This window comes from Nocardia sp. CA-135953 (assembly GCF_050955735.1).
Classification (GTDB): Bacteria; Actinomycetota; Actinomycetes; order Mycobacteriales; family Mycobacteriaceae; genus Nocardia.
In genome coordinates, this window is sequence record NZ_CP192082.1 from 2664363 (window position 1) to 2686215 (window position 21853).

At 62.6% G+C, this 21853-nt stretch carries 15 protein-coding genes and 1 pseudogene; 6 read left to right on the plus strand and 10 right to left on the minus strand.

The window, feature by feature from the left end; all coding sequences use genetic code 11:
• Positions 1 to 324: 324 nt before the first annotated feature.
• A complete protein-coding gene (locus ACQPXH_RS12190; protein WP_433602440.1) occupies positions 325 to 1761 on the plus strand; it encodes an aldehyde dehydrogenase in 1437 nt (478 codons plus the stop codon).
• A gap of 512 nt (positions 1762 to 2273) precedes the next feature.
• Positions 2274 to 2825, plus strand: a complete 552-nt coding sequence (locus tag ACQPXH_RS12195; RefSeq protein WP_433602441.1) for a hypothetical protein — start codon at positions 2274 to 2276, stop codon at positions 2823 to 2825.
• A gap of 244 nt (positions 2826 to 3069) precedes the next feature.
• Here ACQPXH_RS12195 and ACQPXH_RS12200 read toward each other — a convergent pair whose 3' ends face one another.
• The 3 genes and pseudogenes from ACQPXH_RS12200 to ACQPXH_RS12210 all read right to left on the minus strand — a co-directional run.
• Positions 3070 to 3264 carry a ferredoxin gene (locus ACQPXH_RS12200; protein WP_433602442.1) on the minus strand — a complete coding sequence of 65 codons (195 nt, stop codon included), beginning with the start codon at positions 3262 to 3264 and terminating at the stop codon, positions 3070 to 3072.
• 1 nt (position 3265) lies between these two features.
• The gene (locus ACQPXH_RS12205; RefSeq protein WP_433602443.1) at positions 3266 to 3724 is read right to left on the minus strand and encodes a MaoC family dehydratase; all 459 of its coding nucleotides are present in this window, start codon (positions 3722 to 3724) and stop codon (positions 3266 to 3268) included.
• Between the two features lie 551 nt (positions 3725 to 4275).
• Positions 4276 to 4410, minus strand: a pseudogene (locus ACQPXH_RS12210) (glucosylglycerate hydrolase); the annotation flags it as partial.
• A gap of 773 nt (positions 4411 to 5183) precedes the next feature.
• Between ACQPXH_RS12210 and ACQPXH_RS12215 the strand changes: the two are divergent.
• On the plus strand, positions 5184 to 6332 hold the full coding sequence (locus ACQPXH_RS12215) for an amidohydrolase family protein (protein WP_433602444.1): 1149 nt from the start codon (positions 5184 to 5186) through the stop codon (positions 6330 to 6332).
• A 112-nt stretch (positions 6333 to 6444) separates the two neighbouring features.
• Positions 6445 to 7674 (plus strand): cytochrome P450, encoded by a 1230-nt coding sequence (locus ACQPXH_RS12220; RefSeq protein ID WP_433602445.1) that lies wholly within the window; start codon positions 6445 to 6447, stop codon positions 7672 to 7674.
• 1235 nt (positions 7675 to 8909) lie between these two features.
• Here ACQPXH_RS12220 and ACQPXH_RS12225 read toward each other — a convergent pair.
• The 4 genes from ACQPXH_RS12225 to ACQPXH_RS12240 all read right to left on the minus strand — a co-directional run bounded on the left by ACQPXH_RS12225 (position 8910) and on the right by ACQPXH_RS12240 (position 13944).
• A complete protein-coding gene (locus tag ACQPXH_RS12225; protein ID WP_433603424.1) occupies positions 8910 to 9218 on the minus strand; it encodes a hypothetical protein in 309 nt (102 codons plus the stop codon).
• A gap of 438 nt (positions 9219 to 9656) precedes the next feature.
• Complete coding sequence (gene merB / locus ACQPXH_RS12230; RefSeq protein WP_433602446.1) at positions 9657 to 10343, minus strand: organomercurial lyase; 687 nt, start codon at positions 10341 to 10343, stop codon at positions 9657 to 9659.
• A 331-nt stretch (positions 10344 to 10674) separates the two neighbouring features.
• Positions 10675 to 11898: an ABC transporter substrate-binding protein gene (locus tag ACQPXH_RS12235; RefSeq protein WP_433602447.1), complete on the minus strand. Its 1224-nt coding sequence runs from the start codon at positions 11896 to 11898 to the stop codon at positions 10675 to 10677.
• Positions 11899 to 12708: 810 nt separating this feature from the next.
• On the minus strand, positions 12709 to 13944 hold the full coding sequence (locus ACQPXH_RS12240) for an ABC transporter substrate-binding protein (protein WP_433602448.1): 1236 nt from the start codon (positions 13942 to 13944) through the stop codon (positions 12709 to 12711).
• Positions 13945 to 14871: 927 nt separating this feature from the next.
• On the opposite strand from ACQPXH_RS12240, the gene ACQPXH_RS12245 reads away from it, so the two are divergent.
• Complete coding sequence (locus tag ACQPXH_RS12245) at positions 14872 to 15372, plus strand: hypothetical protein (RefSeq protein WP_433602449.1); 501 nt, start codon at positions 14872 to 14874, stop codon at positions 15370 to 15372.
• 157 nt (positions 15373 to 15529) lie between these two features.
• On the opposite strand, the gene ACQPXH_RS12250 is transcribed toward ACQPXH_RS12245, so the two are convergent.
• The 3 genes from ACQPXH_RS12250 to ACQPXH_RS12260 all read right to left on the minus strand — a co-directional run bounded on the left by ACQPXH_RS12250 (position 15530) and on the right by ACQPXH_RS12260 (position 18517).
• Positions 15530 to 16366: an alpha/beta hydrolase gene (locus ACQPXH_RS12250; protein ID WP_433603425.1), complete on the minus strand. Its 837-nt coding sequence runs from the start codon at positions 16364 to 16366 to the stop codon at positions 15530 to 15532.
• A gap of 196 nt (positions 16367 to 16562) precedes the next feature.
• Positions 16563 to 17726, minus strand: a complete 1164-nt coding sequence (locus ACQPXH_RS12255) for an acyl-CoA dehydrogenase family protein (protein ID WP_433602450.1) — start codon at positions 17724 to 17726, stop codon at positions 16563 to 16565.
• A gap of 284 nt (positions 17727 to 18010) precedes the next feature.
• On the minus strand, positions 18011 to 18517 hold the full coding sequence (locus ACQPXH_RS12260; protein ID WP_433602451.1) for a DoxX family protein: 507 nt from the start codon (positions 18515 to 18517) through the stop codon (positions 18011 to 18013).
• A 1028-nt stretch (positions 18518 to 19545) separates the two neighbouring features.
• On the opposite strand from ACQPXH_RS12260, the gene ACQPXH_RS12265 reads away from it, so the two are divergent.
• The gene (locus ACQPXH_RS12265) at positions 19546 to 21777 is read left to right on the plus strand and encodes an ATP-binding protein (RefSeq protein ID WP_433603426.1); all 2232 of its coding nucleotides are present in this window, start codon (positions 19546 to 19548) and stop codon (positions 21775 to 21777) included.
• The last annotated feature ends 76 nt before the right edge of the window (positions 21778 to 21853 follow it).

Here is a 21853-nt window from a genome sequence, read left to right on the forward strand (position 1 = left end):
CATATGAAAAATCGTACCATTGCCGTACTGAGTACATGTTTGACTTCAGTCCGGCTTTTCGTCTAGCGTTGGTCCTGCGTCGCTTGACGCAAGCGAAAGAGCCACGGCTCATCACTACAACCCCTGAGTTGAGCACAGCCCGGGACAAGCAGGGGATGCGCCTTGGTGCGATTTGGATGCCGATTACGGCATCTCCATGAGGAGACATCCTCCCCGGCTGGGCCTCACGCGAGACGCAAAGCGAGTCGGCGCGTACAGCACGTTGAGCTCTGAATCTCGTTCATAGAGGACAACAGCGCACGATTACGACATGAAAGGACAGCCGTGAAAGAGTTCGACCGGCTATTTATCGGCGGCTCATGGGTACCGTCGGCATCAGCACAAAAGCTGGAAGTTATATCGCCGAGCACTGAGGAAGTCGTCGGGTCGGTGCCACTGGCGAACGAGGCCGACGTCGAAGCAGCGGCCGACGCGGCTCGCCAGGCGTTCGACAACGGCCCGTGGCCCCATATGTCGGGCGCCGAGCGAGCAGATTATCTGCGGCGCATCGCAAAAGGCCTCGAAGAGCGGCGCGAGGAAATCGGACGTGTCATCGTCGACGAGACTGGTCTGCCGACCACGATCTGGGGGACCGTCGACGGGGCTGTAGCAATCTCTGCCTCTCAGGCCGAGCTTGCCGAGAACTACTTGTTCGATGAGCCCCGCCCCGGCCAGTACGCCGACGTCATCGTCCACAAGGAGCCGGTGGGCGTCGTCGCAGCGATCGCTCCTTGGAACTCCCCGTTGTCGATCGGCTTCATGAAACTGGCCCCCGCGCTGATGGCAGGGTGCACGGTCGTGTTCAAGCCGGCCGAGGAAACACCGCTGCACGCGTTCATGCTGGCGGAGGTCCTCGAAGAAGTCGGTCTGCCCCCTGGCGTCGTCAACATCTTGCCCGCGATGCCAGAAGTGAGCTCGTCCCTGGTCACCAATCCGAAGATCGACAAGGTCAGCTTCACGGGCAGCACCGCGACCGGTCGTATCATCGCGACTCTGTGTGCCCAAAACCTCAAGCGGGTCAGCCTCGAGCTCGGGGGCAAGTCCGCTGCCATCGTGCTCGACGATGTCGACCTCACCGCGTCACTGCCGGGACTCATCTTCGGAACCGCTGGAAACAATGGTGAGGCATGCGCACTGCAGAGCAGGCTGCTCGCACCGCAGTCGCGATATGCCGAAATCGTCGAGGCGCTCGCGGCCGGATTCGCCTCCCTCGCCGTGGGCGATCCACACGATCCGGCTACTAACGTCGGCCCGCTCATCAACGCGCGCCACCGTTCGGTTGTCGAAGGATACATCGAAAGCGGAAAGCAATCCGGCGCCCGCGTCGCGACCGGAGGTGGCCGGCCTGCAGATCTCGACCGCGGCTTCTACCTCCAGCCGACCGTGTTTGCCGATGCGACAAATGACATGCGCATTGCGCAGGAGGAGATCTTCGGACCTGTCCTCACAGTCATTCCCTACCGTGATGACGCTGAGGCCCTGGCGATCGCGAATGACTCGCCGTATGGCCTGTCTGGCAGCGTTTGGACAAACGACCCCGAACGCGGCGCGTTCTTCGCCAACAGGGTCCGGACGGGCAATTTCGGCATCAACACGTGGTCGATGGAAGCGTCTGCCCCGTTCGGTGGATTCAAAGAGTCCGGTATCGGCCGCGAACAGGGTCGCGAGGGTCTCGAGTCCTTCCTCGAGATGAAGGCAATCCACCGGCCATTGCCGATGTAGAGCTAGGAGTGGCTGCACCCACAAGGCGAGCAGCTTCCCCAGGCTGAATCAGGTCGAGCTCCTTCCCGCAAACCGATCGCGGGAAGGAGCTCGATCGTTTTCCTATCCAAGTAGCGAGGTCGCTGACGGTGGCCTGCGATGCCCTCGGCCCTTACGAGTCTTCAGAATGGAAGGCGCGTCGATCTCGAGCCTGTCGGCGGTGTTTTCATACATCGCGGGCAGCGATGATGGACTCGATTCCTCGATTACGGTTCGCAGCAGTTCTCAGGGCCACGTTCCACGATTGCCGTTGTCACCCGGACGGGCGCCTCCGACAGCAAAGCTTTGATGACAGCTCCATGCTCACCTCGATGTCCGCTGTGTGTCGAATCGACAGATGTCAGCGGGAGGCTTCACGGCCCGGGGAAGAGCGTGATCCATGGCGATCGACGCGCCGGTGATGGCGGCGGTGCCGTCGGAGGCCAGCAGCGCCCAGGGTTTCGGCCATCTGGCCCGGTTCGAACGACGGCTCCTTGTTGAGAGTCGCCGCCTGTTCATTGACCGGCGCGCTCATGGCGGCCCTTGCCCGCAGCGGTTCGGTCCTGCTGACCGGTTGCCGTGGCAGCCGACAGGGTTTCATTGGCACGAATGCCCTGGTTGAAGTAGTCCGCGAGGATATGGGTGAGGTTGCGCCAGCGCCGCTGGCGAGAACAGTGCCGTTCGATGGCGCGGATGACCACGCTGGCGGCGCGCAGCTTTGCCGACCGGATTTCGTGAGCTGGGTGCGCAGCGCGGCCTTCGACTTCAAGGCCGTAAACGGGCAACTACTCATCTCACCGATAGAAATACCGCAACATCCCATACAGCGGGATCCGCACGTGTCGGTCTCGATGCTCGATCGTGATGACCTCTATCGCTACTTGGAAGTCCGCAGCCGTGTCATCAAGATCGAGCCAGATCCTGGGAAGGGATTCCTGGATCCGCTGGCGCACAAGTCCCCAGGTCTGGACACCTACCCCCATGAGCAGAGACGGAACGTCGAGCGGGTGATCGTCCACATCCAGCCCGATCACGTCGTAGCCTGACTTTGCGCCAAGACTTACCGCGCGAGTCTGTAAGACGATCTCGGTCGTCGTGACGGTGGCCTGTTTCAGGCGCGCAGCTCGCAGACACGGTTCTCGAGTGGCGCCCGCGCGGCACGATCACGCCACGCCGCAGAATTCGGCTCGTCGACGGTGATCTCATGTCGAACGGCAGACGGGTTACCCCTCCAGCGTCCTCGCCGGTGGTTCAACGAGATCGCCAGGCGCATGGTTCATCAGCGCCAACTCAGTCCTCTTCTAAGATCAGCGCCATCGCCGGGCACGCATCGACGGCCGCGCGTACCTTCTGCTCATCTTCGGGCTTGACCTCGTGATCCTGCAGGCTCGAGTGGTTGGAATCGTCCAGTGGGAACAGGTCCGAATCGATGACATAGCACTGGCCATGGCCGTCGCACCTGGAATTGTCTACACGAATGCGCATGTCAGAAAAGTACTCTCGTGATCATGTCGGCCACAGCGGCCGGCTTGTCGGAACCGTCGAGCTCGACGGTGTTGCGGATGGTGAGATCGACGACGCCGTCGGCAACCTTCTCGGCAGCAAGTAGATCTGAGCGCACCCGGACACGGCTTCCGACCGGAACCGGTGCGGGAAAGCGCACCTTGTTCAGCCCGTAGTTGATCCCCATCTTGCGGTTCTCGACGCTGTAGGTCTGCTGACACAGCACCGGAATCAGCGCCAGTGTCAGGAAGCCGTTCACAATGGGCGCCCCGTAGGGGCTTTCGGCCGCTGCCCGGCCGACGTCGACATGGATCCACTGGTGATCCTCGGCGACGTCGGCGAACGCGTTGATACGCTTCTGGTCGATCTGTTTCCAATCGCTGACACCGAGCAGTTGCCCCACCGACGCGACGGCATCAGCAATCGATGTGATCACCTTCACCGATGTCGTCCTCTCTCGCGATAGCATTATCGTTTAAAAGTTATACCTGAATGCGTCGTCGCGGGCCAATCTGTCCCGATACTCAGCGACGCATTCCCCACGCCGGTCGGAGTCGAGCATGCGCGTCCATCGAGGCAAGGCATCATCGGATCGCGGGACCTAGGCGGTCTCAGACCTTGCCCCTATATGTTTCAGTTCGGTTCTGCTGCGTTGAGATGGGTTGTGCCGCATGATGTTCGGCCGTGGTGAATGCGTTGTCGCAACGGTTGGTGCTGGGCGATTCGGGGGAGCTGAGCCGTTGTTTCCTGAGTTCAGCTCGCGCCCGCAGGGCGGCGGGGCTGCTCCGTTCGAATCCGACCGATTGCGGCAAGCCCCGCTCCAAGCGGCACATCCTGTTCGACCGGGCGGGAATCCCACTGGCGTCGGCGGTTTCGGCCGCCGAACCTTCATGCGTCGCAGGCGCTCAAAGCGCTGGTGAAGGTCATCCCGGCGGTGCGACACCGCGTGGCTTGCGGCAGGGTATGCCGAGCAAGCTGCACGCGGACAAAGCCTGCGATCAGCTCACACGCCAGCGCGAAGATCGCGGTGACGAAGACATCCTCCACCGCGAAGCTCATCGTCGAGGCGAGCTGGTGGTCGTCGTATCCGGCGCGACGCATCTGCTCGACCAGCCACAGATAGCGGTCGCCGGGACTACGCGACTGGGTGCGCAGCGTTGTTCGTGTCGCTCGCAAGGGAATCGAGTCTGCCGACGGGCTTCGCCGCCACCAGTGGGTGATCGATAGAACGGTGTTGTAGCTGACCGGCTACGACCGCCTGGTCAGCACGACGAAGTATCGCTCGCAAGGCGCCGCGGCCGTCACCACATCATCGATCTCGTAGTGGACCGTGTTACGTGCCCAGGGGAACCTCACGGTGGGCAGCTGCCGAGACGGCCTATCACTAGGTAGTTCACGCTTGCGGCGTCCGTCGTCTCCGGATATAGTTATGATATTGCACTCATTGCGGAGTGTAGTGCTGTGGTTGTTGACGTCGAAAGGATCCGACGGCGGTTCCGCCTACCGGGCTGCCACCCCTTGACGCCGATGTTTGATCTGACTCGGCGTGCTCGCCGCCCTGGCTCCGGCTCGAGCGTCACGTGACGGCCGATCCGCGGCAGTTCGGGCACGGAAATCGGTCTGTGGCGCTGCACCTTCGGGTGACCAGGTGGGCTCACTGTCGCGCAAGTCGATCATCTGGTTGCATTCGACGTCGCCATGTCGAGTTCCGTTCTGGCGCAGACAATTTGGGGAAACCGAGGTTCTGTACCGGGCGTGGGAGGGTGCGGTTGCGCCCATTCGTCCTATGCAGCGCCCTGCTGGCGCAAGATCATCATAGATGAATTATTGAAATTAGATAAATTTAACACCTACACTGGTATCCTGCGGAAACAGGTATCCGAAAGGGGTTCGAGGCGAAGATGTATACGTTGTTCAGCGTCGATGACCACATCGTGGAGCCGGCTGATGTGTGGACGTCGCGGGTGGATAAGAAGTTTGGTGATGCGATTCCTCATGTTGTTGAGGAGGGTGGTCGTGAGTTCTGGGTGTATGACGGGACTCGGGAGACCACGATGGGTTTGAATGCTGTTGCTGGGAAGCCTCCGCAGGAGTGGGGGACCGAGCCGTCGCGTTTCACCGATATGATTCCTGGTTGTTATAAGCCGGAGGAGCGTCGTCGGGACATGCTGTCGAACGGGATCTTCGCTTCGGTTGCGTTTCCGACGTTGCCGGGGTTCGGTGGGCGTAAGTTCGGTTCTTTCAAGGATAAGGATCTGGCGCTGGCGTGTGTGCGCGCGTGGAATGATTTCATTCTCGATGAGTGGTGTGCGGCTGCGCCGGATATGTTTGTTCCGATGACGATCGTGCCGGTGTGGGATCCGGCGTTGGCTGCGGCGGAGGTCGAGCGGACGGTCGGGTTGGGTTCGAAGGCGTTGTGTTGGGTGGAGGATCCGGCTGCGATCGGGCAGCCGGGGTTGCATGGTGATCATTGGGATCCGTTGTTCGCTGCTGTTCAGGATGCTGGGATTCCGGTGTGTATGCATATCGGTTCTTCGGGGGCGAAGGTCGATTTCGATCCGGATATGAATCCGATGGTTTCGATCGCGACTGCGTTCACTTCGGCTGCGTATAACGCTGTGAATATGATGTGTAGTCCGGTTCCGCGGAAGTTTCCTGATATCAAGTATGTGTGGTCCGAGGGGGATATCGGTTGGTTGCCTGCTGCGTTGGAGCGGGCTGATCGTCAGTGGGAGCGGCATCGGTATTGGACGGAGATGGATGAGACGCTGCCGAGTGAGATCTGCAAGCGGAGCATGTATTTTTGTATGATCGAGGAGCCGTGGGGGTTGTCGACTCGCGATTACAATGGTGTCGACAATATTTTGTGGGAGTGCGATTATCCGCACTGTGACTCGCCGTGGCCGAACACTCAGGCTGCGTGTAAGGAGTTGTTCGATGATCTCGATCCCGAGGTCACTCGTAAGATCACTCATGCTAATGCGGAGAAGTTGTTCGATTTCCCGCTCTCGCAAGACCTCATCGCGCGGTACTCCGTTCACGAAAACTGAGTTTCGTCGTGCGTAACAGTGCTAGGCCAGGCATACCAGACTGCGCCAGCCAACTAGTAACAAACACAGGCGTTGCTACTCCTGGCAACGGCGCCAGCTGGAGGAATTAGGGATGGATTTAGGCGAAATCAACCTGCTCGATACGGACGCACTTATTTCCGGAGCAGGGGATCCATGGTTCGCATACTTGCGTGAGCATGCTCCGGTTTATCGTCACCCCGAACCGAACGGGCCGGGTTTTTGGGTTATTTCGAAGCATGCGGACATCAGAGCGATCAGCCGCAACTCGAAGGTCTTCAGCTCGGACCTTGACAACGGGGGAAACGTCGGGCTTACGGCCGAGGAGCGAGAGCCGCTCCTGGCCCTCGATAAGCATCTGGTAACGATGGACCCGCCTGAGCACACCGTGTATAGGGGCCTCATCGAGCAGGCGTTCCATCGAAACGCTGTCAACACGATGCAAGAACCTGTCCAAGAAGTGGCATCCGCTGTCTTCGACAGATTCTTGCAGGGCGACGGTTCTGAGATCGAGATGGACGTCGTCGAAGGCCTTGCTGGTGTCTTCACGATGGGCGTGCTCGCGCATGTCCTCGGAGTACCGCGCGAAGACTTCAATCAGCTGTACCACGACGCGAATGTTGCGACTGGCTTCGCCGACCCTGAACTTGCACCCGATCTGGCAAGCGCGAACAAGGCGAGGCAAAATCTTCAAGAATATGGGCTCGCCCTCGCCCGGGAACGCAGAGCCTCGCCGAAAAATGATTTGATGACCGGGCTCGCTCAGGCCGAGTTCGAAGGCAAACACATATCGGACGAGCGAGTCATGTCGATTATGCTCCTGCTCCTCACCGCTGGGCACGAAACAACGCGCACTGCAATCTTGCACGGTCTGGATCGGTTCGTCGAATATCCTGAACAGTACGCGGCACTCAAGGACGATCCGAGCCTGATGCCGACGGCTGTTGAAGAGATACTCAGATGGTCGTCACCGTTGGCATATTTCCGACGCGCCACGACGGAGGACGTCGAAATCCGTGGCCAACAGATCCCCGCGGGCTCGTCGGTCACCATCTGGTTTATGTCGGGGAACCGTGACGAGGAAGTCTTCCGGGACCCGTTCCAGTTTGATATCACGCGCAGTCCGAATCCCCATCTCGCCTTCGGAGGCGGGGGACCCCACTTCTGCCTAGGACACGGGCTGGGCCGCCTCGAGATCACCGCCTTCTTGCAAGAACTCACCAAGCGAGTGCGGACGATCAAGCGCGCCGGACCGACAATCCCGTTGACGTCCAACCTGATTCGCGGCATCAAACACCTCGAGCTGTCCCTGGAACTCGAGTAAGAATCGGGCTCGTCGATCAACCGCTGACTGCCTCGCCGCCATCTCGGTCATAACCGGGGTCGGCGGCGAGGTTCTCCAGGGAACTGCGCACTGTCCGAGCAGTTGGGGGCTGGTTGGTGGTTCAGGTCGGTCACATGGGGGCGGTAGATGAAATCGGGGAGTCGGCGTGCGAGCATCCGAGTGCTTCGTCGCCGTCTCCTTTTTGGCTTTGCGGCTGGCCAGCAGTGTTCGTGCGTCCGGGGGCAGTGTGCCTGTGTGCGGGCGATGCGGTGGAGTGCTGCGTTGAGTGCCGGTTTCCGGTGCGGGACAAGCGATGTCGCGAGCGGTTGGATGACCATACCGGTAATAGTCCGCTGCCGTTTGTGGCGGGAGAAGGCGTCCTTGGATCGAAAGCGGTCGACGTCGGCGGTTTCGCCGATGATCTTCGCCGCGGTCAGGTCCGCGCAGCCGACGACTGCCAGCACTGCTGGCGCGCCTGATGGATCCACTGGCCGATTTCGTCGGCCAGTTCGTCGATCTCAGTGGTGAGCCGTCGGCAGTGCTCGACCAGGGTCACCGCCAGGGGGCGACGAGTCCGTCGAATTAGGCCAGGTGGAGTGTGACGCGGGCGTATGCGCTGGCGCGTTCGAGCTTGCCTGGCGGCACCCAGCCCGGATCCTGTTCGTGCAGATGCCAGCGCAGCCGCGCGATCACACGGGTGCGTTCGTGACGACGATGTCCTCCGTGTGGTCGACGAGAAGTCGGATCTCGCGTTTGGACTCCATCGAGCCGGGCCGCCGGCAGATCGGGTTCACGCGGGGCAGCCTCTCGCGATAGCGAGGGCGTCGATCGGGTCGGATTTTCCCCCGTAGGTGCGTGCCGAATCCCAGGCATGGGCCATCAATTTCGTACGCATCTGCGATATCGCGCTGTGAGCCCTGCCGGTGGCAGGCTTTGCGGTAGATTCGTGATGTCTTCGCCGCACCCGTACGGGCGACTCGTATTCATCGAGGTGCTCCAAAACCAGCAACCCCACCAAGCGGACGGTTCACGATTCGGCCCGCCCGGTGTCTTGCTGCATGCCACGAGGCAGCTGACCCCGACCACGAACCGCTGCTACTAGATAAGTTCGACGGTTCAGCCCTTCGCGTTAAGGGCTAGATCTGTTGAAAGACAACTCTTTGTCCTCGGGCGATTGCGCTCGGAAGCGCCCGGTCAGGCGGGAGCTGCGTGTGCACCGAGTCAGGATGTTCCAGTCAGTCGCTGGCTGGGAGGGGTTTGGCTTCTTTGAGCGTGAGGGGTTCGCCGGCCAGCGCGAGTGTGCCCGTCCCGGTCTTGGTTACCAGGACCTCCAGTCGACCGCTGGCGTCGGTGTAGCGCTTGCCGAGGGTGGTCCCGGCGTCAGCGCCCGGTTTCGGGGTGAGCCCGGGGGTAGGTTGTCCGTTGTAGTCGATCATGGGGTGGCCGCCGCAGGTCAGGTCCATGTCGCCGGGCAATGGTCGCACCACGATCAGCTGGGTCTCGCATACCTGGCTGCGGCAACGGGTTCCCGCCTTGATCTGCATCGGTTCTGCCACGTCCTCTCAAATCGGCCACCGCACGCCGGAGTCCACTCCAGCGCAAATACTGCAATATTCTAACTATATATTGGGCTAGGTGTCCAGCGTCAACAACCGTTGGCACTTCGCGGAGCGGAGGACCCGCGGGACGTGCTGGTTGATGATCTCCCGGCGAGACGGTCACCTCGCATTCGCCGAAATTTCCGTCGTCGCGGCTTCTGGCTCGTCAGCACGTCGGACCCATGTTCCGGGGAAGGGCAAGGTATCTCCCCGGCCAGGGTGGCTTTAGGGTCGCCAAGGGGGCAGGCAGCGGTTCGTAGTCGGTGTCGAGCAACTCGGCGACATCCTGCCTGCCATAGCGTGATTCCGTTGTGCGGGCGTCCGTCCAGCCGGGCACTACATCTGCTGTTCGGCTGATAACCGCGAGCCGAGGTCGACGTCCTGTTACGTGTTCGACTTCCACTCCGAGACGTCGACACCTACCGCCTCGAAGTGGGTGACCATCGCGTCCGCGTCCAGCATCATCGGACCGTCGTTGGGGTCACGCATTCGGCGTCGGCCCACCTCAGCAGTGCCGGACCTGGCCAACTGCTCCAGGCTGAGGTACGTGCCGCGCCGGCCGTGCTGACGTTCGAAGCGCTCGCCGTGCTCGCGGTTGAGGACGAAGTGGAAGTTGTCGCATACGAGATCGCAGACGACGCCCCGCTCCCATGACCACGGCGCTCCGGTCACCACCACGAGAGGTTCTGCGGGATCGGCGGAGAGCACTGTCTGCTGCTTGATCTCGAGGTTGATCGGCTCAAAGCAGCATTCGCAGTACGACCGGATGGTCAGGACGTCATTTTCCAGCAACGGCATGAGTCCCGCACTCATCATTTCCCCCGGACAACCGAGGTAGCACAGAAACTCATCCTTAAGATACGCGGCGATCGGGGTCGGCGTTGCCGAGAAGGGCACCATGCGCAGGACCGAAAGCTGAATATGCGTGTCCTGGACGGAACAGGCGAAGCCGCCCTGCAGTTCGCGAAACGCACGACGAAGTTCGTTGTACTCGAGTCCGGTCGCTTGATGGAGATCCAGCAGGTTCGGCGGCCGCCGGTTGGCTACCCAGAATCGGTAAGTCGCGTGCATTGTTTCGCGAGCGGAATCCGACCATCGGTTTCGAATATTCAAGGATCTTTCGTCCGTCATCAGCGACAGCCCTACCTATTCGTGTTTTGTGTGGTTGGCCCTGTAATCGAGTGGTGTCCTTCGCCGGGAACCTCCCGTGCGCACTTCACCTGCCCTGAAGATCGGGCACGCTCGTAAATGTAGACGCCGCAATCTCCATATTCTTGAGACGAGAACACCATGATCGACTACGTGAAGGTCGACGTGACGTAGCCCTGGCCTGACCCCCATCCGATCTGGGCAGATCCTGCCCAGATCGGATGGAATGAGGAATCGGCCTTACCGATATCGGTCAGCCGCCGAGGCTGTTGAGTAGTGGTGTGATTTTGTCTTGTGGGATGCAGGTGGGGGTGGCGCCGTTGGGTGCGATGAATTGGCTGTTGTGGATTTCGATGGGGAAGTAGCAGTTGTTGACCGATGGTTTTCCCTCGGTGTAGGTCAGTGGTGCGGTCAGGCCGCCGAGTGTTTCGTCCTTGAGGGCGTAGAGGCCGCGTTTGACGTCTTCGGGTTTGGCGTTGGCGCCGAGGTTGGCTGCTTTGGCCGCTGCCTCGAACAGTTTCCCGGCGGCCCAGGAGGGGGTGGTGTTCGGTCCGAACTGGGGGCTGTTGTACACCTCGGGGGCGTACTTCTTCAGCGCGTCGTGGTATTGCTGGATCGCGGGGAGTTGGGTGTAGAACCACGGCGCCACGACTTCGGTGCCGAACATGCCCTCGGTGTTCTTGTCGTTGACCCATTCGGGTGAGATCGAGCCGTCGTTGGCGTTGAGCCTGGCTTGGACGCCTTGGGCTCGGCAGGCGTCGAGCACGCGGATCGTGGTGTCGGTCGTCGCGCCGACCTCGAAAGCCTGCACGCCGGCGTTGTTCATGGCCAGGCACTGGGCGGTGAAGTCCGGTGCGGTGCCCGCGACCTTCTCCGAGACCATGCTCACCCCGGTCAGTTTGGCCGCGGCCTCTGCCAGCGGCACCGCCTGGGCGCATGCCGGTGCTTCAGCGCAGTAGAGGAACCCGAACTTGTTGTAACCGTGGTTGACGACTTCTTGCATCGTGGCATAGCTCATCGCCACCAAATTGGTGCCGACACTGTAGAAGTTGGGGTCGGTGGCGAACTGCGATATCGCGGTCAGCCCACCCACCACCGGAATGCCTTTGGCATCGACATAGGACGCCCAGGTACCGCTGAAGTTGCTCGAGTCACCCACGATCGCGATCACGTGCTCTTTCTCCACGAGCTCGCGAATCATCGTATTCGACGTCGTCGCGTTCCCGCCGTCGTCCTTCACGATCATGTTGATCTTGTGACCGTTGATACCACCGGCCTCGTTCACCGACTGCGCCCACGCCCGCATCGTCTTACACGTACCACCCAGCCCCTGCGCGAACACACCGGTACAGTTCCCGATCGCCCCGATATTCCAGGCCGGACCACCCGCATCACCCCCACCACCAGAACCACACGCCGTGACCCCCACCGCCACCACCCAGGCACACGCCAGCACCAAAAACCTTTTACTTCGCATACGTGGCCCCTTAGCTCACCGTTGAGGATCAGGCTCGACCTGAACACACGCAAGTAAAACCCTGGCCGCTCGTATAAGTCAATAATCTAATTATATCGACTTTGATGATGCGGTGTGCCTTCAAGCTCTTGATCTACGGGCCTTGATCAGCCGAAGCCTGACTTTCGGTCCTGTCGATGACAGTGAGGTTGAGAGCGGCGAAGCTGGCGAAGAACCAGGCAGCTCGCAGAATCAAGGTGAACGCGATTGTTCTCCGGCGTTCACCAGGCTCGCCGGAGATGACGAGGTCCGGCGCCGAAGTGGAATTCGGTGGGCAAACGGCATTAGCAAGAAGATCCGCGGGCAACCGGAGGAAGTGGCATCAGCACCCGCTTTCTGGTTCACGAGGATTGCCCGGTGCCGGGCGAGGTGATCGTCTCGACCGGCACCAGCCCTGAAGGCGTCCCGCGACGACTGGGAGCGGTGTTTGCGACGGACAAGAGGCTGTGCTGTTCCCACAGCGATCGCCGAGCGCGCCGAGTTGCGAAGTTGCAACAGTCTGTGAACTTCCCCTTGACGGCGCTCACTGGACTTGGCGAGCGCCGATACCCTTCCCGCACGCTCATAGCTGCAGACGGGGGATGCACCTGTACCGCCGACAAGAGCGGGAGAGTCTTCAGGTGGGTGGCGGCCGTATGCTCGACGGTACGCAGACCAAGCCTCGCTGGACCCCCACCTAGTCCTATTGATCTGCGCCTGGCAGGCCCGGTTCTCGGGTGGGCGTCGAAAAGGTCTGGACCTTGTTGATCGCACCTATGGCGAGGGTGTCGCTCAGCCGCCGAGGCTGTTCACCAGCGGAGCGAGCTTATCCTGTGGAATGCAGGTCGGTGTGGCACCGTTGGGTGCGACAAACTGGCTGTTCCGGATTTCGATCGGGAAGTAGCAAGGATTGACCGACGGCTTTCCCTCGGTGTAGGTCAATGGCGCCGTCAGACCTTCGAGTGTCTCGCCCTGGAGAGCGTACAAGCCGCGCTTGACGTCCTGTGACGTCGGGTTAGCGCCCAGGTTGCCTGCTTTCGCCGCCGCCTCGAACAGCTTTCCGGCGATCCACATGTAGGTGGTGTTCGAACCGAACTGCGAGCTGTTGTAAACGTCGGGGGCGTACTTCTTCACCGCGTCGTGATACTGCTGGATCGCCGGAAGTTGGGTGTAGAACCACGGAGCGGTGAGCTCTGCACCAAACATTCCCTCGGTATTCTTGTTCTTCACCCAGTCGGTTGTGACTGTGCCATCGTTCGCATTCAGCGGCGCTTGTAAGCCCTGCGCCCGACAGGCATCCAGTACGCGGATCGCGACGTCGGTCGACGAGCCGACCTCGAAAGCCTGCACGCCGGCATTCTTCATCTCGAGACACTGGGCGGTGAAATCCGGCGCGGTGCCCGCGACCTTCTCCGACACAACGCTCACACCTGCCAGACTCGCCGCCGCCTGCATCACTGGGACCGCTTGCGCGCAGGTAGGTGCTTCAGCGCAGTAGAGGAACCCGAACTTGTTGTAGCCGTGGTTGACAACCTCTTGCATCGTTGCGTACTGGATTGTCACCAAGTTGGCGCCGATGCTGTAGAAATTGGGGTCGTTCGTGAACGGAGACGCCGTGGGGAAGCCGCCCACGACCGGAATGCCCTTAGCGTCGACGTAAGAGGCCCAAGTTCCGCTCACATTGCTCGAATCGCCGACGATCGCGATCACGTGGTCGCGCTCGACGAGTTCGTGAATCATCGTGCTGGCCGTCGTGGGATTGCCGCCGTCGTCCTTCACGATCAAGTTGATCTTGTGCCCGTTGATGCCGCCCCCATCGTTCACCGACTGAGCCCAGGCCTGCATCGTCTTGCAGGTCCCGCCCAACGACGATGCCTGTCCTCCGCTGCAACCGGCGATCGCGCCGATGGTCCACGACGAATTCCCCGCTCTACCCCCCGACCCTCCGTTGCTCGAGCCGCAAGCTGCCACCTCCATCCCGATCAACAGGGCCACCACCAAGGCCAGGATTACCTTACTATTTCGCACGCGCGTTCCCCTTAGCTTGCAGTCGATAACGGAGCTAAAAGCTAAACAACATTGCAAGCGAAGCTCAGTGGGGTGAATAAGTCAATAATCTAACTGTAACGGCGCGCGGTGGTCGCGCGGGAATACCGTGGTCGCCGCAGGCTCGTTCAGTGCGAGGGCGCCATGCAGTGCCATCGGAGAGAATGTCGTCAACGAGGGCCTCATCCTCGGTGGGGAGAAGGCCCTGAGTGCCCAAGCGTGGGGGCCAACGCGGAAAGTTCCTGGCTGTCGCGACCCCGGTGGTGAAGTCAGCCCGTCCGTCCCTGCAACGGTAGTTGCAATTGACCGCGCCGGACGTCGTTCCGCGAAGCCCTCTACACGTTCTTGTCGAGATCCACTGGATGCCCGGGGCGCGGCCCGCCCACGCCTGAGCGGCGAGGAGATCGGCCCTTCGATGGGCTGCAGGCGACAGATGTTCTGCGTGAGGTCTGCAGGCCGCGCGTCTGTGGCAGTGGGACAAATGGCGGAGATTTGCCCCCTGTCGCAGGTAGGCAGACCTCGGCCGCTTCGCGTGTGCGGAGCGTCGCCGGATCGGGGTTACCCGGATCGGGGTTTCATCGATAGCACCCAACCGGCCGCGAGCAGCGTATAGCTGACGCCCCCCGAAAACCACGTAGTGAATCCACGTGGCTTCACGGATGTGGCGTGCCCCACATCGCGGGCATTGTGGCAGCCAGCGGTTGTGACAGTCGCAGGTTGGAGGGACATGGCCGAGCTACGCCGTTGGTCAGGCGTGTTCCTAGCGGAAGATCCGGGGTCGTGCATCGTGTGGCCAGGATCGCTCAGCTATCCGCGGTGGGGTGCACCAGGTGCTCGAGTGCGCTCCGCCAGCCGTGGCCACGCCGAGAATCCGCGTCGAAAATGCAATACCAAGAGGAGTTGATCCTGATGAACAGCGTCGTCATGCAGGGGCTGAGTGATGTCGTGTCGTGGAGGTTCGCGGCCGAGATGAAGGGAATCGATCGCTGGCTCAGCAATACCCGAGACAGTCGGTTGAATACCTCGCTGGTCGATCTCGCCGAGCTGGGATATGGCGACGTCGCGAGCGCCCGCCGAGCAGTCCTCGGGCTCGATCCGGTTGACTACGTCGTCAGTGTCGACGCCAGCAGGGTCGCCGAGCACGCCCGGTTCGAGATCGAGTGGGCGCCGGCGACCGGGATAGTGAACCTCATGCTCGACTGGGATCTGCCCATACTCGAGATCACGCTGGAAGAACTCTCCGTTTGGCTCGATGTTCAGCCGGGCCTCGCTCGCCGTGCCTTGGCGCGCCTGGCTGCGCTCCCTGGTGTCGACGTCTCGGTGCGGGATCCGCGGGGAGACGTTTACGTTGCGCTCGACGTTGAGCACTGTCCGCTGACGGCCGCGTATTCGGGCGCCGCAGCCTCTTAGAAGGTCGGGGGCGAGCTCGCGAATCCCGGCGAACGCGAGGACGGTTCAGTTCAATTGCAGCGGCGATCGAGACGCAGTGGTCGGTTTGTTCCACGACTATCGCGCCTATCGACGCGACTGCGCCATCCTCGACGCCGCACATGTTGAGCCGTCCTCGTTACATCAGAGCCGGTTTCCGGTATGCGTACAGGCATCGTTCGGCGAACGCGAATGCCGCGAGGTGATAAGAACGGGCAGCCCAGCCCAGGCTTATGTTGTGCCCCGCAGCCGGGTGACGCCGTATTTCCATCACGGACGCGGCGCGGAACAGAGCCCTGTATTCGGCGAGGTCGGCGTCGGTGCAGCGCCAGCATCGCTCGTATTCGGATACGGAAAGCTGGTACGGTACCCGGACCTCCGCCGCGATCGACGGCAGGACGGCAGTCCAGTTCGCGGACTCGCGCGCCTCTGTGTCCGGAACCGCAGCGGTGGGCCGTACGCCAGGCTCAAATGTCCCAGGTGGATATAAGCTATCGGCTCCCCAGTAGATTTCGCGTGAGTGGCGCGAGTTGCTGGGCGATGCGTCTGCGATGGTGTCAGGGGGGGTTTCGCTCGGTATGATGCCGGGCTGATAATGCCAGATCGCGCCGGACCCGTCGATGCCGAGAAGGTCGCGGCCGCGCGGGTCGGCGGCCAGATGCAGCGCCAGCGTGAGCCCCACTGAGTGGCCCACGATGAACACCCCGGCGCCGATGGGGTGCGTCGCAGTGAACGAATCGAGCGCTTCGAACACGGTTGTGGTTTGCTCCCTCAGCGACTGCCCAGCAGGAAACGCGGCGCTGGAGTGCCCGTATCCAGGCCGGTCGAGGGCGAGCACGCTGAAGCCGAGGCTCTGGCCCAGTGTCAGAAGCGACAGATCCGGGTGCGCGCTGCCGTGGAAATAGCGGGCGGTCATACCGCCGCCATGCAGCGCTAGCACCAAAGCGCGCGGTTGGCCCTCGGGCTCAGCCAGCACGGCGGACAGTTCGCCGCCGCCGACGGCTAGGAGAATCTGCTCGACGTCGATGGTGACCTCCTGGTGTATTCGGTAGGGCGTCCGCTTCCAATTCGGAACGCAGTTCGCCCGTAACCTAGAGCGGAAACGCGGCCTGGTGACGTCGGTCTCAGGCGCTGGCAATACGAGGTTGTACGGCGGCTACTGACGGGATGCTTCAGCCCGCAGCGCGAGCGGCGTCGCCGAGTGCGCCACGGGCGATGATCACCTGCTGGATCTGGCTCGTGCCCTCGTAGATGCGGAAAAGGCGCGCGTCACGGTAGAAGCGTTCAGCGGCGACCCCGCGCATGTAACCCGCGCCGCCATGGACTTGGACAGCGCGATCGGCCACTCGGCAGACCATCTCGGAGCAAAAGTACTTGGCCGCGGCGGGGCCGGAAACCTTGTCGGTTCCGTCGTCGTAGGCACGTGCGGTTTCCAGAACGAGCGCCCGGCCTGCTCGGTGATCGGTGATCGAGTCCGCGATCAGACCCTGCACGAGCTGGAACCGGGCGATGGGGGCGCCGCCGGCGTGCCGTGTTCGCGCGAACGACACCGATTCGTCGACCAGCCGTTCGGCCATGCCTACGCACAGTGCCGCGATGTGTATCCGGCCGTGTGCGAGGCATTTTGCCGCGGTCTGGAATCCTTTGTCGATACCGGCATCGCCGCCGACGACCATCTCGCCGGATACCCGCACATCGTCGAGGTAAATATCCGCCGTCCAGGCCCCCGCCTGCCCCATCTTTCGATCCTTCTGGCCGATGGAGAGCCCGGGCGTGTTCGTCGGCACCAAGAACGCGGAGATTCCTCGACTGCCCCTTTGCTCCGGGTTGGTTCGTGCGAACACCATCACCACGTCGGCCATCGGGGCGTTGGTGATGTAGCGCTTTGTTCCGTTGAGAATCCAGTCGGTGCCGTCGCGGCGGGCGCTTGTGGTCAGCGAAGCTGGATCGGAACCCGCGTCAGGCTCGGTGAGGCCGAACGATGCGGTCACCTCGCCCGAGGCGATCCGCGGCAGCCACAGCGTCTTCTGCTCGTCAGTGCCACCCTCGAGAAGGACATGTCCCGCGATCCCGTTGTTCGTGCCGAATAGAGAACGCAGCGCCGGCGTGGTGTAGCCCAATTCGAAGACCAGTTGGGCTTCCTCAGTGGCTGTAAGGCCCAGCCCACCGTACTCCTCGGGGATGGTGAAGCCGTAAAGCCCCATTTTCTTGCACTGCTGGACGATTTCGGCTGGGATGACGTCCTCGTCGTCAATGCGCTCTTCGAGCGGCACTACCCTGTCGCGCACGAATCTACGCGCCGAGGCCACCAAGTCGGCCAAGTCGGACTGGTCCATATCGGATCTCGCTCTCGTCGGTCGTAATCAGTCGGCTGAGGAACCGACCAACACGGTGTCGGGTAGCCTCACGGCCGCGGAGCTCCGCGATGGTCTCACGTCGAACCCGAGTTGTGGAGCTCGGCATCGGTGTGCTCGCCATCCAGGGTTGGTGGTTGTGCCCGGCGACTGGAGGCGGTGGCGAATTCAGTCAGCGGCCCCAAGGGGAATCCACCTCGCGCGAGCTTCAGCGGTGGTTGTGTAGTCGGCCGGCAGGCCCGACCACTCACCCACACGGCCCGGCGTCACTGCGCCGACGCGGCGGCGGGCCGGTAGAAGATCAACAGTTGGGCGGCGCCCGCGAGCAGGCCGCCTAAAGCCGAGATCAGGAAGCCGACGGCGCCGGACATGACTGTCAGTCCGAGAGCGCCGTCCAGCGACCACGCGCCAGCACCGGTGGTGCCGAGTGTGACGCCGATAGTCGCGAGGATGAGGTTGTACTCCCACCCGGATTTCACGGAGAAGAAGCCGTTGGCGCGGTGTACGGTCCACCCGGCGACCAGCATCAGTGCCACGAACGCGGCACCGGCCACCGGTGTCAGCAGGCCGAGCGCGAGCAGCAGGCCGGCACCTACCTCGGTTCCGGCCGCCGCCACCGCGTGCAGCCTCCCAGGCCGCATGCCCAGGCTGTCGAACCAACGGCCGGTGCCGGCGATCCGGCCGCCCGAGAAGAGCTTCTGATAGCCGTGTGCGGCCATTGTCAGGCCGGCAATGACTCGCAGTAGCAGGGCACCGGCATCGAGGGCGGTCATATCTCTTTCTCCTTGCCCGCCGGACGCGGTTCCCTGGGCATCCCCAGCAAGCGTTCGGCGATGATGTTCCGTTGTATTCGAATGCTGCCGCCGTAGCTGGTCTCGGCACGCGGGAGCAGGTATGCGCGCTGCAGCGGAGCGAGCTGGTGATCTTCCCGGTGACTGTCGCATCCTCGCCGAGCGCTACGGTTGCCAGCTCTAGTAGCCGTTGATGCTCGGAAGAGGTGAGGTGGCAACGGAAGTCGGTCGGCCGGTGTCACGGAAGTTCTGCCGGGAGGCCGCGCTGTGCGCGCCTTGTTCGAGTCCCTCGCGCTCTCCACCTCTTGTCGATCCAAATCATCTATCTTATTACGCTATATGAAGGTCGTTCGGTTGACCAGTACCGGACCGGATCCTGTCGGCGTCGCCGTTGACGTTGAATAGATACACCGTCCGCGCCGACGGCACCGAACTGCCCAAGTTACGCATTCACACCCGGAGGAGACCATTTGGAGGCGACTCCGATTCGAGCTTGTGCGTAGCAATGAGATCAGGCGGCGGCTACACCGGCGGTGCCGGGGTGTAGCCGCGGTTGTCTCGCGGCAGACCTGGTAAACCGGGTTCGTAGCCTCATCGACAGCAACACCGACCGCACGCCCACCGAGGTCGAGCAGGTCCAGAACTCGCGCACCCGCGCGGTCGTACCGGCTGGCAGATCTGAATTTCGACAAGTCTCGAGCACGATGGTGGCCTTCGGCCGGCCGAATCACCGGCGGCATGTGCCGGCAATCGGAAACGGCGGCACGTAACGGCGCGCCCGCCCGCCCGCGGCGAGCCCGCCGCACGCTGCGGTCCCGCGCTGCGCGGTAGCGTGAACCAGGCTCTCCGGAGCGGCGCTTCGAGCGAGGCAATGAGGGTACGCTGGAGCTGTTTTTGATGAGGAGGACTTGGTGACAGCGCCCGCGTGGAAAGGAGCGGCGGGAAACCTTCCCGCTCAACTCGACAGCTTCGTCGGGCGGCGTCAGGACTTGGTCGATGTGAAACAAGCCATGTCGTCGTCACGCCTGGTCACCCTGGTCGGCCCCGGCGGAGTCGGAAAGACCCGGCTGGCGCTGCAAGCGGCCGCGGAGGTCCAGCGGGCTTTTGAATACGGCGCCTGGTTTGTCGACATTTCCGCGGTGCGCGAGGACGAGTTGCTGATCCCCACGATCGCGGAGGCGCTTGGCCTGCAGGGCCGTTCGTCGCGCTGGGCGCCGGCGGTGCTGAGCGACCAGCTGGTCGGCCGCGCGATGTTGCTGGTTCTCGACAACTGCGAGCAACTCGTCGACTCTTGCGCGGTACTCGTCGACACCCTGCTCAAGGCATGTCCGGAACTCAAGGTCCTAGCCACCAGCAGGCAGCCCCTCGAAGTGACCGGCGAACGCCTCCTCCGTGTTCAGCCGCTGTCCCTTCCCGAGCCCTCGGAACGCGTTGCGAGGGCGTCGGCGGTGGAGCGCTTCGACGCGGGCCGGCTGTTTGTCGACCGGGCAAAGGCGGCGGAGCCGCGTTTCGTGGTCACCGACGAGAATGTCGGCGCCATCGCCGAGTTGTGCCAGCGCCTCGACGGTCTGCCCCTGGCACTGGAACTCGCAGCGGCCCGCGTGAGGCACCTGTCTCCCCAACAGATTCTGGAACGCCTCGACGAGCGGTACGGGTTGCTGCGGACGGACAGCCGGTCGGCTGCCCCACGGCAACGCAGCATCGTGTCGCTGATCGGCTGGAGCTACGACTTGTGCTCGCTCGAGGAGCGCACGTTGTGGGCGCGGCTGACCGTATTCTCGGGCAGCTTCAGTGTGTACGCGGCGGAATCGGTGTGCTCGGGGGACGGCCTCTCCCAACAGGACGTGCTGGATGTGCTCGCCCGGCTGGTCGACAAGTCGATCGTCGCGACGATCTGGCATGCCGGCGATGTCCGGTACCGGATGCTGGAGACAATTCGTGACTTCGGCCGCGAGCAACTCGTCGACAGCGGGGCTGAGCTGATCTTTCGGCGAAGGCATCGCGATTTCTTTCGCGACGTTATCGCCGACTCCTACCCCGTGTGGTTCGGCGCGACCCAGCAGCAATCCATCTCCTGGAACCGCGCCGAGCGGGACAACCTGCGCGCCGCCGTCGATTTTTCCCTCAACGACCCGGTCGACGAGCGCTCGGCGGTGATCCTCGCGAATGCACTTGGTGGCGATGCACTGCTGACCGGGTTACTGCAAGAGGGGCGGCACTGGATGGAACGGGTGCTCAAGGCCGTCCGCGAGCCCACTGTCGGGCGGGTCACCTTGCTCTGGATCGACGGCAGGTGTGCAGCGGAGCAAGGGGAGACCGAAGCAGCGGAGCGACTGCTCGACGAGGCAGTCCGGCTCGGCGGTGTCCTGGGTAATCGGCACGAGCAGGCCATGGCGACCACGTACCTCGGTGTCTCGCGGATGGCGCGCGGCGCGATGCGCGAGGCGATCGATCTCTATGATGAGGCGCTCATGCTCTTGCGTGACATCGCTGACCCGATGGGCCTCGCGGTCACGCTGTCCTACAAGGGGGTGGCGGTGTACCACCTCGGAGATGCGGCTGGGGGCATGGCGCTGTGCCGGGAGGCGATCGCGATCAGCGACGAGCACCAGGAACAGTGGCACAACGCAGAGGCGCTGTCGGAGCTGGCGAACCTGTGCTGGCTCGAGCGGGATATCGGTGAGGCCTTTTCACTGGCGACCGAGGCACTCCGGATCAACCGACGTTTCTGCAATGCCCGCGGTACCGTCCAGTGTGTGGAGACGCTGGCTTGGGTTGCGGCCTCCCGGGGCGAACACGAACGGGCTGCCCGGCTGCTCGGCGCCGCGGATACGTTGTGGCGTAGCACCGATGCATCACTTCCTCCGCTGTCCGCCGAGAACCATGGTTGGTGCGCGACCGAGGCCCGGCGGGCACTGGGGGAGTCCAAGTACGCCGAGGCGCACAAGGCGGGTCGTGAGGGCTCGATGTCGGAGAACGTCGCGTTCGCCCTGTTCGAGGAGCGCTCGGCCGGGGATGAGGATGCCAGGCCGCAGGGACCGCAGCTGACCCGTAGGGAACGCGAGATCGTCGATCTTCTGGTCGAGGGGGCCACCAACCGGGAGATCGCGGCGAAGTTCGTGATCTCACCTCGCACGGTCGAGGGGCACGTCGTGAACCTGCTCGGCAAGCTCGGATTCAGCTCGCGCGTGCAGGTGGCCGCGTGGGCAGCCGAACAGCATGCTCGGCGCAACCATCACTGAGGACAAACTACGTCGGCATGAACCCCGCGCGTGTCCTCAGAGCACCCGCCCGGCCTACGCTTGGCTACCCGAACCC

Bases quoted from the DNA above. Each gene is read 5' to 3' on its own strand.
- ACQPXH_RS12200 (WP_433602442.1), bottom strand. From the start codon at position 3,264: ATGCGCATTCGTGTAGACAATTCCAGGTGCGACGGCCATGGCCAGTGC.
- ACQPXH_RS12215 (WP_433602444.1), top strand. From the start codon at position 5,184: ATGTATACGTTGTTCAGCGTCGATGACCACATCGTGGAGCCGGCTGAT.
- ACQPXH_RS12220 (WP_433602445.1), top strand. From the start codon at position 6,445: ATGGATTTAGGCGAAATCAACCTGCTCGATACGGACGCACTTATTTCC.
- ACQPXH_RS12225 (WP_433603424.1), bottom strand. From the start codon at position 9,218: ATGCAGATCAAGGCGGGAACCCGTTGCCGCAGCCAGGTATGCGAGACC.
- merB (WP_433602446.1), bottom strand. From the start codon at position 10,343: ATGCACGCGACTTACCGATTCTGGGTAGCCAACCGGCGGCCGCCGAAC.
- ACQPXH_RS12235 (WP_433602447.1), bottom strand. From the start codon at position 11,898: ATGCGAAGTAAAAGGTTTTTGGTGCTGGCGTGTGCCTGGGTGGTGGCG.
- ACQPXH_RS12245 (WP_433602449.1), top strand. From the start codon at position 14,872: ATGAACAGCGTCGTCATGCAGGGGCTGAGTGATGTCGTGTCGTGGAGG.
- ACQPXH_RS12255 (WP_433602450.1), bottom strand. From the start codon at position 17,726: ATGGACCAGTCCGACTTGGCCGACTTGGTGGCCTCGGCGCGTAGATTC.
- ACQPXH_RS12260 (WP_433602451.1), bottom strand. From the start codon at position 18,517: ATGACCGCCCTCGATGCCGGTGCCCTGCTACTGCGAGTCATTGCCGGC.
- ACQPXH_RS12265 (WP_433603426.1), top strand. From the start codon at position 19,546: ATGTCGTCGTCACGCCTGGTCACCCTGGTCGGCCCCGGCGGAGTCGGA.